Here is a 15,230-nt window from a genome sequence, read left to right on the forward strand (position 1 = left end):
AACAATAAGGGGATCACACCATGCGTATCGAAGTGCTCGTCGACGTCAAGACCACCCTGGGCGAAGGCCCGGTGTGGGACGTCGAACAACAACGCTTGTATTGGATCGACAGCGCCGACGGCCGCATCCTGCGCTGCACCGACGACGGCCGCGAACTGCGTGCCTGGGAGGTCGGCCAGAAAATCGGCTCCATGGCCCTGCGCCATAACGGTGAGTCGGCGATTGTCGCCCTGCAAAACGGCGTACACACCCTCGACCTCAACAGCGGTGAGCTCAACCTGGTCATCGACCCGGAACCGCACCTGCCGGATAACCGCCTTAACGACGGCAAGGTCGACCGTCAGGGCCGCTTCATCTTCGGCTCCATGGACACCTTGGAGGACAACGCCAGCGCCAGGCTTTACCGCCTGGACGCCGACCTGAGCCTGCACAGCCTGGACGAAGGCATCATCGTGTCCAACGGCCCGTGCTGGAGCCCGTCCGGTGACACTTTCTATTTCTGCGACACCTGGTCCGGCGAGATCTGGGCCTACGACTATGACCTGGCCACCGGCAATGTGAGCAACCGCCGCACCTTCGCCAGGGTCGACACCTCGGGCGGCGGCGCTGCCGACGGCTGCACGGTGGATGCCGAGGGCTGCCTGTGGCAAGCCTTGGTCTATGCCGGAAAACTGGTGCGTTACACTCCCGACGGCCACGTCGACCGCATCATCCCGATGCCGGTGAAAAAGGTCACCAGCCTGACCTTTGGCGGGCCGAACCTGGACACCCTGTTTGTGACTTCCATGGCCAAGCCGCCGCTGCCGCGTTTTCCGGAGGACGGCCAGCAGCGCGGAGCGCTGTTCGCCATTACCGGGTTGGGCGTGCAAGGAATAGCCGAGCGACGGTTCGCCAGCTAGCGCGTGTGTGTGACAAGGCATATTCCTTCGCAACCTTGTGTCAGTGCGCGCCCTCGCGCGCCTGGAGAGGCCCATGGCAACTATCAAAAAAGCGTCGCTGCGCAGCATTCACCGGCATTCCTGGGTGTCGCTGCTGGTCTGTTGGATGATCTGGATTCTCAACGCCTACGACCGTGAGATCGTGTTGCGCCTGGGGCCGACCATCTCCAAGCACTTCGATTTATCCGCCGACCAATGGGGCACCGTGGCCACGGTGGTCATGCTGGCCCTGGCGTTGCTGGATATACCCGGCTCCATGTGGAGCGACCGCTACGGCGGCGGCTGGAAACGTGCACGTTTCCAGGTGCCGCTGGTGCTGGGCTACACGGCGATCTCGTTTCTGTCCGGCTTCAAGGCCCTGAGCGGCAACCTTGCCACCTTCATTGCCCTGCGCGTCGGGGTCAACCTCGGCGCCGGCTGGGGTGAGCCGGTGGGGGTGAGCAACACCGCCGAATGGTGGCCGGTGGAGCGACGCGGCTTCGCCCTGGGTGCGCACCATACGGGCTATCCGATTGGTGCGATGCTCAGCGGTATCGTCGCCAGTTTCGTCATCACCGTGTTTGGCGAGGACAACTGGCGCTACGTGTTCTTCTTCGCCTTCGTGGTGGCGTTGCCACTGATGATTTTCTGGGCGCGTTATTCCACCGCCGAACGCATCACCGCGTTGTACGTCGACATCGCCGCCAAGGGCATGACGCCACCGGACAACGCGCCGGCCAGTTCGGTGAAGGGCGAGGCCTGGCGCACTTTCGTCGCCACCTTGCGCAACCGCAATATCGCCCTCACGGCGGGCAATACGATGCTCACCCAAGTGGTGTACATGGGCGTCAACATCGTGTTGCCGGCCTACCTCTACAACATCGCCGGACTGTCACTGGCCGAGTCGGCGGGGATGAGCGTGGTGTTCACCCTCACCGGCATTCTCGGGCAACTGGTGTGGCCGTCGCTGTCGGACATCATCGGCCGACGCACCACCCTGATCATCTGCGGGGTGTGGATGGCGGCGAGTGTCGGCGCGTTCTACTTCGCCAACACCCTGACCCTGATCATCGTCGTGCAACTGTTGTTCGGCCTGGTGGCCAACGCGGTGTGGCCGATCTACTACGCGGTGGCCTGCGACTCGGCCGAGCCGTCGGCGACGTCCACCGCCAACGGCATCATCACCACCGCGATGTTTATCGGCGGCGGCGTGGCGCCGGTGCTGATGGGCAGCCTGATCGCCATGGGCGGCGGCTGGACCACGCTGCACGGCTACACCGTGTGTTTCTTCGTGATGGCCGGCTGTGCCCTCGGCGGCGCGCTGCTGCAACTGTTTTCCCATCGCCCCCAGGCGTTGGCCCTGCAACTCGACTCCTAGAACAACACCGATGCGCCCCCCAGCCCGCCTGGCGGGGCGCCAAGAGGAACTGCCGATGACTACCGCCACCGCCGCCCGCACCCCGCAGGCGTTGAACAAACTGATGTTCGTCAAACTGATGCCCTTGCTGATCATCGCCTACATCCTGAGCTTCCTGGACCGCACCAACATCGCCCTGGCCAAGCATCACCTGGACGTCGACCTGGGCATTTCCGCCGCCGCCTATGGCTTGGGCGCGGGGCTGTTTTTCCTGACGTATGCGCTGTCGGAAATCCCCAGCAACCTGATCATGCACAAGGTCGGCGCGCGGTTCTGGATCGCGCGGATCATGGTGACCTGGGGCCTGATCTCGGCGGCCATGGCCTTTGTGCAGGGCGAAACCTCGTTCTACGTGTTGCGCCTGTTGCTGGGCATCGCCGAAGCGGGGCTGTTTCCTGGGGTCATGCTGTACCTGACCTACTGGTTCAACCGTGAGCAACGGGCGCGGGCCACCGGGTATTTCCTGCTCGGCGTGTGCTTTGCCAACATCATCGGTGGCCCGGTGGGGGCGGCCCTGATGCGCATGGACGGCCTGCTCGGCTGGCACGGCTGGCAGTGGATGTTCCTGCTCGAAGGCTTGCCAGCCGTGGCGTTTGCCTGGGTGGTATGGCGCAAACTGCCGGATCGCCCGAGCAAGGCGTCGTGGTTGTCGGCCGAGGAGGCGCGCGGTATCGAACAGCGCATTGCCCGGGAAACCGAAGAGGGCGCGGGCGAGGGCGGTCACTCGTTGAAAAACTGGCTGACCCCGCAAATCCTGCTGGCGATTTTCGTGTACTTCTGTCACCAGATCACCCTCTACACCGTGATCTTTTTCCTGCCGAGCATCATCAGCAAGTATGGCGAACTGAGCACCATGAACGTCGGCCTGCTGACTTCATTACCGTGGATCGCGGCGGCACTCGGTGCCTTGCTGATTCCGCGTTTCGCCACGACGCCCGGACGCTGCCGGCGGTTGCTGGTCACAGGGCTGCTGACCATGGCGCTGGGCCTGGGCATCGCGTCGATATCGGGGCCGGTGTTCAGCCTGCTCGGTTTTTGCCTGTCGGCGGTGATGTTCTTCGTGGTGCAGTCGATCATTTTTCTGTACCCGGCTTCCCGTCTCAAGGGCGTTGCGCTGGCCGGCGGGCTGGGATTTGTCAACGCCTGCGGGCTGTTGGGCGGTTTTGTCGGGCCGTCGGCGATGGGTGCGATCGAGATGAGCACCGGCAATGCAATGAACGGCTTGAAAGTCATTGCGCTGGTGCTGGTGGTGGCGGCCGTGGCGGCCCTGCGCTTGCGCATGGGGCACGAACCTGAGCGTGGTGCGCAGGCCAGCGAAGCGTCCTACACGTAGACGCCGGCTACGGGGCTTTCTAAACTGCGGCTTGTCTTGGGAAAAGGGCAGGCGCCGATGAATCGCAATGAACTACGCAAAGCCGACATCAACCTGATGGTGGTGTTCGAAGCGTTGATGCTGGAGCGCAACGTGACGCGGGTGGCGGAGAAGCTGTTTCTCGGCCAGCCGACCATCAGCTCGGCCCTCAACCGCTTGCGTACCTTGTTCAACGACCCGCTGTTCATCCGCGTCGGCCACCGCATGGAGCCCACCGCGCGGGCCGAGGAGATCATCCAGCACCTGTCGCCGGCCCTGGATTCGTTGTCATCGGCCTTGAGCCTGACCCACGATTTCGACCCGTCGATCAGCACCATGACCTTTCGCATCGGCCTCTCCGATGACGTGGAGTTCGGCCTGTTGCCGCCCTTGCTGCGCGCCTTGCGCCAGGAAGCGCCGCAAGTGGTATTCGTGGTACAGCATGTGGACTACTGGCGCATTCCCGACCTGCTGGCCTCCGGCGATATCACCGTCGGCATCACCCAGACCCGTGGCCTGCCGGCGAATGCCAAGCGCAAGCTGCTGCGCCATATCCGTCCGCGTATCCTGCGCGCCGATGCGTCTGAAACGCCGCTGACCCTCGATGAATATTGCTCACGGCCCCACGTGCTGGTGTCCCACACCGCCAACGTGTCGGGGTTTGCCGATGAGTGGCTGGCGGAGATCGGACGCAAACGCCATGTGGTGCTGTCGGTGCCGCAATACAGCGCGCTGCCGGCCTTGCTCGCCGGCACTGACCTGATCGCCAGCCTGCCGGACTACACCGCCGAGGCCATGGCAGTGTCGGGCCACCTGTTCTGTGAGCCGTTCCCGTTCGAAACGCCAACCCTGGATTTGTCGATGGTCTGGCTCAGCCACGTGGACACCGACCCGGCTGAACGCTGGGTACGTTCGCGGCTCGAAGCGTTTATGAGCGACAGAGGGCTGGCCAGCAAAGCCTGATGCTTTTATCCGTGGTATATCTAGGAATCTTCCTACCAAAGACTCGGAGCCATCCATGCCACACCTGCACCTGGAATACACCGCCAACCTGACGGGCCTTGCTGTCGAGAAGACCCTGTTGCGGCTCAACAACGTGCTGATGGCGTCCGGGCAGTTCGGTTCCGAGTTCGACATCAAAAGTCGTGCGGTCAAGGTCGAGACGTTCCAGGTGGGCACCTCCCTCGACGCACGCGGGTTTATCGCGGTGAAGCTGTCGCTGCTCAGCGGGCGCCCACCCCAGGTCAAGAAGCAGCTGTCGGACAGCCTGCTGGCAGCCCTGCAGGACATGGGTGATTGGCCGGAGGGTATCCAGGTTCAACTCAGCGTCCAACTGGTCGACATGGATCGCGACTGTTACAGCAAAGTCGCCATCGGCTGAGGTTTACAACAAACCCTGATCCGCGCACACCTTCACCACCTGCTCACGAAACCAGGTATTGGCGCTGTCCTGTTCGCTGGTTTCGTTCCACTGCATCTCCAGGGTGAATCCCGGCAACCCATTGGGCACTTCGCAGTGGCCGAACGTCGTGGCGGGGGCCAGCAACTTTTGTACGCGACGCGGCAGGGTGACGATGAAGTCGGTGCCGGTGATCATCTTCAACGCTGCGCTGTAGCTGTTGGCGCGGGCGATCACCTGGCGCTTGTGGGCCTGGCGCGCCAGCCAGCCGTCGATCATGTTGGTGTCGGAGGTCCACGGCGTGGGGAACACGTGGCGCCGTTCGACGAAGGACTGCAGGCTGAACGCCGGTTCCCGTGGCGCCGAGCGCTTATCGAACACGCACACCAGGTCGTCTTCGAGCAGCATCTGGGTACGCAAGTCCTTGTGGGCGCGGTGGAAGTTGGGGCCGAAACAGATCACCAGGTCGAGGCGACCTTCGCGCAGGTCGTCGGCGGGGATGTCGGTTTCCAGCTTTTGCACGTTGACGATCACCGGCAGGTCGGCACGGTCGAAGTGCTTCAACAGGCGTGGCAGGATCAACTGTTCGAAGTATTCCGGCGCGCACACGTTGAAGGTCACGGCCTTCTGGGTCGGGTCGAAGGCCTGGCCACCGGCGTGGCACAGGTTGATGCTTTCGAGGATCTTCTGCACATGCCCGTACATGGTGGTGGCCTTGTACGTTGGGCGCATGCCCGCCCGGGTGTTGATGAACAACTCGTCTTCAAAGCTGGTGCGCAGCTTCTTCAGGCTGTAGCTCACGGTGGACTGGCTGACAAACAGCGTTTCGGACACCTCGGTAACACTGCTCTGGTCGTAGACGGCGATAAACACCATCAAGTCCTGCATATCGAGCTTTCTGAGCAAGTTACTGTTTAGCATCGGTTTCGTCCGTAAACCCTTTGTACCGAACTCAGTACAAGACAGCACAAAAGCTTAACGGAACGAACGTGCCATTAGAAAGCTCTGTAGGGCGTTTCTATGTTTGGCGTGAGACAAATACTGTTTGCAATACGACGTCAGCGGATATGTCGTGCGTAATGCCTGGGGTTGAAGCGCGTGACGATCAGCAGCATCACCCCGATCACCGCTGTCAGCGACCACCAGGCCCATTCGAAGCTGCCCAGTTGATCGCGGATCATCCCGGCGATCAGCGGCGACAGCCCGGCGATCAGGTAGCCGATACCCTGCACAAAGGCGGTGAGACCACCGGCGCGGCGCGGGTTGTCCAAATGGTCGAGGGACAGGATCAGGCTCATCGGGAACAGGCCGCCAATGCCCAGGCCCAGCAGGCACGGCCACAACAGGCTCAGGTGGTGCGGGCTGAGAATCAGGCCGCAGAAACCGAGGATGATCAGCACCAGCAGCACCGCCACCACACCGCGTTTATCCTGGCGGCGGTTAGCGATGGCGGGAGTGACCAGGCCGGACACCACTTCCATGGCCGTCAAGAAGCCCAGCAGCAGGCCGGCATTCTGCTCGCTCCAGCCTTGCTCCACGTAGTACGGCGCGAGCCACGCCAGTACGCAGGTGTAGGACGCGGTACCCAGGCCGAAAAACACCGCCAGCAACCAGGCCCGGCCATTGCCGAAAAACGACGCCTGTTGAGCTGTGCCGGCTTGCGGCAACGGTGGCAGTACCGAGCGTTGCGCGTACCAGAACACCAACGCCAGCACTGCCAACACCGCCCAGATTGACAGGCCGATGCGCCAACTGCCGGTCTGCACTTGCACGAACGGCGAGAACGACGCCGCCAGTGCTGCGCCGCCCATGATCGCGGTGACGTACACACCCATGAACAGCGCAACATTGTCACTGAACCGCGACTTGATCAGCGCCGGCATCAACGCCTGGATCATCGCGATCCCCACGCCGGCCGCGATGGCGCTGACGATCAACTCCAGCGCCGAATCGAGGAACAACCGCGACAGCGTGGCCACGCCGATCACCAGCAGGGACACCACGATGCTGCGGTGCTCGCCAAAGCGTTTGGCCAGGCCCATGCCGAAGAACATCGCCAAGCCCATGGCCATCACCGGCAACATGGTCAGCAACGCGGCGCTGCTGAAACTCAGCGACACATCGCCGCGAATCGATGACAACAACGGGCCGACCGCCGCCATCGACGGACGCAGGTTAAGGGCGACCAGCACGACGCTGGTCATCAACCAGAGGGCGGTGGTGGGTTTTGCGTGAACGGTTTCCATGGGAGGCCCTTGAGTGATCAAGGGCGAATCAGGCCATGGGTGGGAGCAGGGGGCAAATGAGAAAGTCGCTAGGTCTATCTAAAAATTGCGCTGGTCAAAATGTGAGAGGTGGCAAGCCCCCTCCCACATTAGATAGACCGGATCACATGCTTGATCTCCTGGAAAGCCGCCAACCCCCACGGTCCCAGCTCGCGGCCGATGCTGCTCTGCTTGTAACCGCCCCACGCGGTCTGCGGGAAGATCACTTGCGGCGCGTTGATCCACACCAGCCCGGCCTGCAAGGCATTCGCCACACGCTCGGCGGTTTCGGCATGGCCGCTGACCACACTCGCCACCAGGCCGAAGTCGCTGTCGTTGGCCAGGGCGATGGCTTCTGCCTCAGAGGTAAAACGCCGGACACAGAGCACCGGGCCGAAGATCTCTGCGTTCCACAACGCACTGTCCAGCGGCACGTCGGTGAACACCGTGGGGCGAATGAAAAAGCCCTTGGGCAAGTCCGCCGGGCGTTCACCGCCGCACAGCAAACGGGCGCCGTCCGCGATTGCGCGCTGGATATGCCCCAGCACTCGCTGATACTGGGTACGGTTGATCAGCGCACCCATTTCCACGTCATCGGCAAACGGGTCCGCCACGCGAATCGCTTCGGCCCGCGCCTGCACACGCACCAGGAATTCATCGGCGAGCGTGTCAGCCACCAACACGCGACTGGTGGCTGAACACATCTGCCCGGCGTTGAAAAAACCGCCACCACAGGCCAGTTCCACCGCCAGGTCCAGGTCGGCATCCGCCATTACCAGCAGCGAAGACTTGCCGCCCAGTTCCAGGCTCACGCCCTTGATGGTTTCGGCCGCGCGCTGCATCACCTGCACGCCAACGGCGTTGCTGCCGGTAAAGGAAATCTTCGCTACTCGACGGTCCGCCGCCAACGGCGCGCCGACATCCAGGCCTGTGCCGCACACCAGGTTGAACACGCCAGCGGGCAAGCCTGCCTCGGCGATAATCCGCGCCAACTGCAACTCGGCCAACGGCGTGACTTCCGAGGGCTTGAGCACCACGCAGCAACCGGCCGCCAGGGCCGGGGCGAGTTTCCAGGCGGTGGTCACCATCGGGAAATTCCACGGCACGATCAGCCCCACCACGCCGCAGGGCTCACGACGCAGGCGTGCGCTGAAGTCATCGCCGGGCAACGCCACCGGCTGGTTCTGAGCGGCGTCCATTTCTTCGGCCACGCTGGCGTAGTACTCGAACGTGGCGATCACATCGTCCACATCAATTGCGGCTTCAAACAGTGGCTTGCCGTTGTTGCTCGATTGCAGGTGCATCAGCTGTTCGCGCTGCTCGCTCACGCCCTGGGCGATCTTGCGCAGCAGGGCGGCGCGATCACGGCCGGTGCTGTTCGACCACTCGCTGAAGGCCGCGCTGGCGGCGTCGACCGCCCGGGTCACCGCCGTCGCATCGCCGACGCTGACCCGGGCCAATACCGCCTCGGTGGCCGGGTTGATCACCTCGAGTACGGCTCGGCCGGCTCGCCACGCGCCGCCGATGTAGATCCCGTTCGACACCGCGCTCATACCGCCACCTCTTTCATCCACAGGCCCTGGTGGATTTCGATCAGCGTCGGCCCTTGGCGATCAGCGGCGCTGCGCAGTGCCGTCCGCAGATGCGCGATGCCCTGGATGCTTTCAGCGGCACAGCCCAACGCCTTGGCTACGCCGATAAAGTCCGGCGTATAGATGTCCACACCCACCGGCTCGATGGCGCGGTTGACCATGTATTTCTTGATCTCTTCATAGCCCTGGTTATTCCACAGCAGCACGATGATCGGCGTGCGCGCCTCCACGGCGCTGGCCAGTTCCGGCAGGCTGAATTGCAGGCCGCCGTCACCGATCAGGCACACCACCGGTTGCCCGTCGCCACGCCCCAGCCACGCCCCGATAGCGGCGGGCAGGGCGTAGCCCAGGGTGCCGTAGCCGGTGGACGAGTTGAACCAGCGGCGCGGGTGGTCGAGGTTCAGGGTCAGGTTGCCGCTGTACACCGGTTGGGTCGAGTCGCCGACCAGCACGGCGTTGGGCAACTCCTCCAGGACGGTGTCGAGGAACCGGGTTTGTGCGCGGGTGGCGGCGTCCCAGCCGGGGTTCAGTTCGGCCCACAAGCGTGCAACACGCGCCGCGCCCCACGCGCAATTGCGGGGCGGCAAGGGTTTGCTGTTCAACTCGAGCAGCAGCGCTTCGGCGGCGATTTGTGCATCGGCCACCAAGGCAACCTGCGGCGGATAGTTGCGCACGGTCTGGTCCGGGTCGATGTCGATTCGCAGCAACGCACCGGGAATCCCGAAGCCGCCGGCGAAGGTGACGTCGTAGTCGGTTTCCGCCAGCTCGGTGCCGATGGCCAACACCACGTCCGCTTCTGCGACCAAGGCGCGGGTGGCGACCAGGGTCTGGGTCGAGCCGATCAACAGCGGATGGTTGGCAGGCAGCATGCCCTTGGCATTGATCGTCAGGGCCACCGGCGCGCCGAGGGCCTCGGCCAGTTGCGTGAGTTCTGCGGCTGCATCGATGGCGCCGCCACCGGCCAGGATCAAAGGCTGCCTGGCGGCTGCGAGCAACTGGCTCATCTGCTTGATCGCCGATGGCGCGGCACCGGCGCGCGCCACGCTGACCGGTTGACTGCCCAGCAGTGCGTCGGCCTTTTCTACCAGTACATCCAACGGGATTTCGATATGCACCGGGCGTGGTCGTCCGGCCTGGAACAACGCAAAGGCACGCGCCAACACGCCGGGCAACTCGGCCGCCGACATCAGCGTATGGGAGAATGCCGCCACGCCGGCGATCATCGCGCCCTGGTTCGGCAGCTCATGCAGCTTGCCGCGCCCGCCGCCCAATTGGCTGCGCGACTGTACGCTGGAGATCACCAGCATCGGGATCGAGTCAGCGTAGGCCTGGCCCATGGCGGTGGTGATATTGGTCATGCCGGGGCCGGTGATGATGAAGCACACGCCGGGCTTGCCGCTGGTGCGCGCATAACCGTCGGCCATGAAGCCGGCGCCCTGTTCGTGGCGCGGGGTGACGTGACGGATGCTGGAACGGGCCAGGCCGCGATACAACTCCACGGTATGCACGCCGGGGATGCCAAACACCTGGTCCACGCCATAGCCTTCCAGGAGGTTGACCAATACTTCGCCGCAGGTCGCCATAAACGTCGCTCTTGTTGTTGAGATAAGGCGTTATTGGACCGGCTGGCCGGTAGCGGCAACAATCGATAAAAAGTCATACTAGCCATGTCCTCACGTCATGGCTGCGCCCCGATGAAACGCCTCCCGCCGCTGCCCGCGTTGCACACCTTCTGGGTCACGGCCCAATGCTGCAACTTCACCCGCGCCGCCGAGCAACTGCACATCACCCAGGGTGCCGTGAGTCGGCAGGTTGCCGGGCTGGAAAGCCACCTGGGCTACGCGCTGTTCCAACGCCAGGCGCGGGGCTTGAGCCTGACCGAGGAGGGCCGCGAATGGTCGTTGCGCGCGCAGCAGGTGTTTGGTCTGATCGGCGAGGCGGTGGAGCAGATCGGCAGTCGCCGCCAGGTCCTGCAGCTCAAGGCCTCCACCTGTGTGATGCGCTGGCTGTTGCCGCGCTTGATGCAGTGGCAGAAGGAGCGTCCGGATGTGCCGGTAGCGCTCACTACCACCGTGGCCTACACCGTGGACTTTCGCCGCGAGCAATTCGATGCGGCGGTGATCTATGCGCCCATCGCCGAGCAGTCGGCCGAGGCGCGGCATCTGTTCGATGAACAACTCACCCCGGTCTGCACGCCCGCGCTGCTCGGTGTGCTGCACAGCCCGGCAGACTTGCAGCAACAGGTGCTGCTGCACCCCACGCGGGATGAACGGGACTGGGCGTTGTGGCTGAAAGCGGCGAAGACGCGACTGAGTAACCTGAGCCAGGGGCATCATTTTGAGACGCTGGATTTGGCGATGACGGTGGCGTCGCAAGGCTCCGGTGTGGCGATAGGCGACCGCGCGTTGATTGGCGACGATTTGAAGGCCGGGCGGTTGGCGACGCCGTTTGAGCTGCGGGTGCCGACGGGGATGGGCTATTACCTGGTGTATCCACCGGGCACCGAGCCTTCGGCGGGGCTTGAGGCGTTGATGAACTGGCTGGTCATCAACGCCAGAATCTCCTGACGCTCACATTTCAAATGTGGGAGGGGGCAAGCCCCTCCCACATGTCAGTAGCCGACGGTGAAACGCTGACGCGAGTGCTTCGGCGATTCGACTTCGTCGATCAAGGCGATGGCGTAGTCGGCAAAGCTGATCCAGCTGCGACCTTCACTGCTCACCAGCAGATCGTCCTGGCCCACGCGGAATTGACCGGTGCGCTCGGTCTCGACGAACTCCGCCGAAGGCGACAGGAACGTCCAGTCCAGTTCCTTTTCCTGACGCAGCGTGTCGAGAAACGCGGCACCTGCACTGGCTTCGGCTTTGTACTCAGCCGGGAAACCTGCGCTGTCGATCACCCGACCGCCACCCGGCAACAACAGCGAACCGGCACCGCCCACCACCAGCAGGCGTTTCACCCCGGCTTTCTTTACCGGCCCGATCACGGCGCTGGCCGGTAGGGTGGCGAAGTGCGCGGCGCTGATCACCACGTCACTGCCGCTGATGGCCTGTTGCAGGGCCTCTGCGTCCAGGGCATCAACCTGCTTGACGGTGACGCCAGGGCGCGCCGCCAGTGTGTCGGTGTTACGTGCAATGGCCACAACGCTATGCCCGCGACGCAGGGCTTCTTCCAGCAGTTGGCTACCGGCACGGCCGGTGGCCCCAATGATTGCGATCTTGCTCATGACGTTCTCCAGTACGGTTAAGGTTTGAAACGGTTCACCACTTCATTTCGCCCTTGGCGACTTTGGCGCTGAGTTCCAGCGAGCTTTCGTCGGCGAGGGTCGGGTAACGCTGTTTCATGGCCGCGATCAGGGCCGCGGAATCCTTGGCCTTGGCGGTTTCGGCGTCGAAGGCCTTGATGTAGTCGGCGGTAAATTTCACGGATTGAACAGACGGCGTACCCAGGTAATGGCCCGGGATCACGGTGCGCGGTTGCAGGTCTTCAATGCGTTGCAGGGTGGCCAGCCAGTCTTTGTGGGACTGCGCGCTCTGGGTGTCGGCCATCCACACATGAATGTTTTCGGCGACGACCACGCCACCGACCACGGCCTTGATCGAAGGGATCCACACAAAACTGCGATCCGGCTGTGGGCCGTCCAGGCCGATTACCTCCAGTTGCTGGCCTTCCAGGCTCAAGCTGTGGCCTTCGAGGACCTGCGGCACGATAGTTTTGGCTGGCTTGTCCGCAGCCATTTTCGGGCCCCAGAACTCAAGCTTGCCGGCGACGGTGGCCTTGATGTGATCGACCACCGGTTGCGGCGCCAGCACCTTGGCGTCGGGGAAGGCGGTGGTGAGGGTGTCGAGGCCGAAGTAGTAGTCCGGGTCGCCGTGGCTGATGTAGATGGTGGTCAGGTGTTTGCCGCTGGCGCGGATCTTCTGCACCAGTTGTTCGGCCTGGCCTTTGCCGAACTGGGCGTCGACCAGGATCGCATCCCTTGCGCCGCTGACCAGCACCGAGGTGACCGGGAAGATCGCGGCGTCGCCAGGGTTGTACACGTCCAGCTTCAGCTCGGCGGCGGCCGCGTGGGCGGCGAAGGCCAGGGCGGCGGTGGCCAGGGTCAGGCGCTTGAGGGTTGGGAACATCGGGCAGCTCCAGCATCGGTAAAGGATGCACAGAGCTTAGTTGCACAAAACTAGACTAAAAATGCGATGCTGGGACATAGTTTGTTTCTGAAATCGGGCAAATCATGGACCGTCTCCAAGCAATGCGCGTGTTTGTCACCGTGGTGGACCTGGGCAGTCAGTCCGCCGCCGCCGATCATCTGGACCTGTCGCGCCCGGTGGTGTCGCGCTACCTGGCCGAGCTGGAAGACTGGGTCGGCGCACGCCTGCTGCACCGCACCACGCGCAAGCTCAGCCTTACGGCGGCCGGCGGCGAAACCTTGCCGCGCTGCCGACAATTGCTGGACCTGTGCTGCGATATGCAAGCCGCCGTCAGCGAGCCGGATGACGCGCCCCGTGGCCTGCTGCGCCTGAGCGTCAGCACCTCGTTCGGCCAGGCGCAATTGGCCGCAGCCATCGCCGAGTACGTCAAGCGTTACCCGTTGGTAACCGTCGATCTGCAAATGCTCGACCGCACGGTGAACCTGGTGGATGAGCGCATCGACCTGGCCATCCGCACCAGTAACGACCTGGACCCCAATCTCATTGCGCGCCGCCTGACCCTGTGTCGCTCGGTGGTGTGCGCCTCGCCGGCGTACCTGCTGGAGCATCCAGCCCCGCAGAAAGTCGAAGACCTGGCCGGGCACAACTGCCTCACCCATTCCTATTTCGGCAAGAGCCTGTGGCATTTCGAAGAGCGGGGCGAGCAGGTCTCGGTGCCCATCACCGGCAACATCACGTCCAACGAGGCCAGCACCTTGTTGCGCGTGACGCTGGCCGGGGCCGGCGTGTCGATGCTGCCTACTTACCAGGCCGGCGATTACCTCCGCCGTGGCGAACTGGTGCGCCTGCTGCCCGACGCCGAGCCCCGGCAGATGAACATCTACGCGGTGTATGCGTCGCGCAAGCACATGCCGTCGGCACTGCGCAGCCTGTTGGATTTTCTGGTGCTGAGGTTTCCGGAGGAGCCTGCGTGGGACGTCGGTCTGTAGGGCGACATAAACCTGTTGAATGTCGCCCGATAATGGCAACTCGCCCTGGTTGACCTATGCTTTAAACAGCACCGTTTAGATCCGCAGAGGTCTGTGCCATGAGCATTAAAACCAGAAAATACCTGATGATTGTCACCCTGTGCGCCATCGCCAGCGCGCTTTACGGGACCGCTGCCTACCGTGTTGAACTGACCCGCATGCAGCCGACTTTTGCGATCAGCTGCCATCAGGACCAATGCGTGCCGCATACCGGCAGTTTCAGTGCGCTCAGGTAATCGGCTGTTGAGCCTTGAGTTGCTCGCGAAACGCCTTGGGTGAGAACCCGACCCGTCGGCGGAACAGCCGCGAGAAGTTGGTCGGGTCGGAAAAACCCAGCACTTCCGACATTTCATTGATGGTCATGCTGGTGTAGGTCAGCAGGCGCTTGGCCTCCAGCAATTGGCGGTCGTGCATGATCTGCAGCGCAGGCTGACCCCCCAGTTCCCGGCATGTGCCGTTGAGGTGTGACACCGAGATGCCCAGCTTGTGGGCCAGATCCTCGATCTTCGGGTGTTCGCGGTAATGCTGCTCGACCAGTTGGGTGAAGCGGCGGAAGTATTCACGCCCCCTCGGCGCCCGTGGGTGGCGCTTCTGGATGGCCTGGCGGCTGATCCACACCAGCAGCACGCTGACCAGCGCGTGCATCATCATGTCCCTGGCCGGTTGTGCGTCGGCGTATTCATCCTGCAAGCGGGCGAACTGGCTGTTCAGGTAATCACTGTCCTTGCCCGCCGGGTAACTGCCCAGGGACTGCAGACCGTCCACCGTCGCCCCCAGTTGTGTCTGCAGGTGGCTGACCAGCGGCGCCGCGAGGGTTACCACGTAGCCTTCGACATCCTCGGGAAACCGAAAACCGTGCACGCACAGCGGCGGCAGGACTTGCAGCGTCGCTTCGTTCAGCGTGGTGCGCTGCCCTTCGATTTCCAATTGTGCCTGACCTTTGTGCACATACAGCAACTGGCACAGATCCGCGTGCCGGTGGGGCTGGATTTCCCACTGGTATTCCCGACTGCGCCGGGAAATGGTTTCGCAGTGCAACAAATCGGGCGTCGGCCATTGCTGGTGTTCCCCGTAAAGCTTGAAGACCGGAATCGCGGTTTTGGTCATGGTTTCA

Annotated in this window: 15 protein-coding genes; 8 read left to right on the top strand and 7 right to left on the bottom strand. The window is 63.2% G+C overall.

Annotated features, from left to right (window positions below):
- Positions 1–20: 20 nt before the first annotated feature.
- From BFN10_RS06410 to BFN10_RS06430, 5 genes are all read left to right on the top strand, one after another.
- A complete protein-coding gene (locus tag BFN10_RS06410; protein WP_071488954.1) occupies positions 21–899 on the top strand; it encodes an SMP-30/gluconolactonase/LRE family protein in 879 nt (292 codons plus the stop codon).
- Between the two features lie 73 nt (positions 900–972).
- The gene (locus BFN10_RS06415; protein WP_071488955.1) at positions 973–2,295 is read left to right on the top strand and encodes an MFS transporter; all 1,323 of its coding nucleotides are present in this window, start codon (positions 973–975) and stop codon (positions 2,293–2,295) included.
- Between the two features lie 55 nt (positions 2,296–2,350).
- Positions 2,351–3,667 (top strand): MFS transporter, encoded by a 1,317-nt coding sequence (locus BFN10_RS06420; RefSeq protein ID WP_071489106.1) that lies wholly within the window; start codon positions 2,351–2,353, stop codon positions 3,665–3,667.
- A 57-nt stretch (positions 3,668–3,724) separates the two neighbouring features.
- Positions 3,725–4,648: a LysR substrate-binding domain-containing protein gene (locus BFN10_RS06425; protein WP_071488956.1), complete on the top strand. Its 924-nt coding sequence runs from the start codon at positions 3,725–3,727 to the stop codon at positions 4,646–4,648.
- A 55-nt stretch (positions 4,649–4,703) separates the two neighbouring features.
- Positions 4,704–5,066 (top strand): 5-carboxymethyl-2-hydroxymuconate Delta-isomerase, encoded by a 363-nt coding sequence (locus BFN10_RS06430; RefSeq protein ID WP_071488957.1) that lies wholly within the window; start codon positions 4,704–4,706, stop codon positions 5,064–5,066.
- 3 nt (positions 5,067–5,069) lie between these two features.
- Here the strand turns inward: BFN10_RS06430 and BFN10_RS06435 are convergent, their stop codons facing one another.
- From BFN10_RS06435 to BFN10_RS06450, 4 genes are all read right to left on the bottom strand, one after another.
- On the bottom strand, positions 5,070–6,005 hold the full coding sequence (locus tag BFN10_RS06435) for a LysR family transcriptional regulator (RefSeq protein ID WP_071488958.1): 936 nt from the start codon (positions 6,003–6,005) through the stop codon (positions 5,070–5,072).
- A 137-nt stretch (positions 6,006–6,142) separates the two neighbouring features.
- The gene (locus BFN10_RS06440) at positions 6,143–7,330 is read right to left on the bottom strand and encodes a cyanate transporter (RefSeq protein ID WP_071488959.1); all 1,188 of its coding nucleotides are present in this window, start codon (positions 7,328–7,330) and stop codon (positions 6,143–6,145) included.
- 128 nt (positions 7,331–7,458) lie between these two features.
- Positions 7,459–8,901: an aldehyde dehydrogenase family protein gene (locus BFN10_RS06445; RefSeq protein WP_071488960.1), complete on the bottom strand. Its 1,443-nt coding sequence runs from the start codon at positions 8,899–8,901 to the stop codon at positions 7,459–7,461.
- Positions 8,898–10,523 carry a 5-guanidino-2-oxopentanoate decarboxylase gene (locus tag BFN10_RS06450; protein WP_071488961.1) on the bottom strand — a complete coding sequence of 542 codons (1,626 nt, stop codon included), beginning with the start codon at positions 10,521–10,523 and terminating at the stop codon, positions 8,898–8,900. The genes BFN10_RS06445 and BFN10_RS06450 overlap by 4 nt, the downstream gene beginning before the upstream one ends.
- 111 nt (positions 10,524–10,634) lie before the next feature.
- On the opposite strand from BFN10_RS06450, the gene BFN10_RS06455 reads away from it, so the two are divergent.
- Positions 10,635–11,507 carry a LysR substrate-binding domain-containing protein gene (locus BFN10_RS06455; protein ID WP_071488962.1) on the top strand — a complete coding sequence of 291 codons (873 nt, stop codon included), beginning with the start codon at positions 10,635–10,637 and terminating at the stop codon, positions 11,505–11,507.
- A gap of 44 nt (positions 11,508–11,551) precedes the next feature.
- Here the strand turns inward: BFN10_RS06455 and BFN10_RS06460 are convergent, their stop codons facing one another.
- Positions 11,552–12,166 (bottom strand): NAD(P)-dependent oxidoreductase, encoded by a 615-nt coding sequence (locus tag BFN10_RS06460; protein WP_071488963.1) that lies wholly within the window; start codon positions 12,164–12,166, stop codon positions 11,552–11,554.
- A gap of 34 nt (positions 12,167–12,200) precedes the next feature.
- A complete protein-coding gene (locus BFN10_RS06465; RefSeq protein ID WP_071488964.1) occupies positions 12,201–13,067 on the bottom strand; it encodes an MBL fold metallo-hydrolase in 867 nt (288 codons plus the stop codon).
- 104 nt (positions 13,068–13,171) lie between these two features.
- Here BFN10_RS06465 and BFN10_RS06470 point away from each other — a divergent pair, with 104 nt between their 5' ends.
- Together BFN10_RS06470 and BFN10_RS29415 are read left to right on the top strand one after the other, a co-directional pair.
- On the top strand, positions 13,172–14,077 hold the full coding sequence (locus BFN10_RS06470; protein WP_071488965.1) for a LysR family transcriptional regulator: 906 nt from the start codon (positions 13,172–13,174) through the stop codon (positions 14,075–14,077).
- A gap of 98 nt (positions 14,078–14,175) precedes the next feature.
- Entirely contained in the window at positions 14,176–14,352 is a 177-nt protein-coding gene (locus tag BFN10_RS29415) for a hypothetical protein (protein WP_165447907.1), read from the top strand.
- On the opposite strand, the gene BFN10_RS06475 is transcribed toward BFN10_RS29415, so the two are convergent.
- Positions 14,345–15,223: a helix-turn-helix domain-containing protein gene (locus BFN10_RS06475; RefSeq protein ID WP_071488966.1), complete on the bottom strand. Its 879-nt coding sequence runs from the start codon at positions 15,221–15,223 to the stop codon at positions 14,345–14,347. The genes BFN10_RS29415 and BFN10_RS06475 overlap by 8 nt on opposite strands.
- Between the last annotated feature and the right edge of the window lie 7 nt (positions 15,224–15,230).

This window comes from Pseudomonas extremorientalis (genome assembly GCF_001870465.1).
Classification (GTDB): domain Bacteria; phylum Pseudomonadota; class Gammaproteobacteria; order Pseudomonadales; family Pseudomonadaceae; genus Aquipseudomonas; species Aquipseudomonas extremorientalis.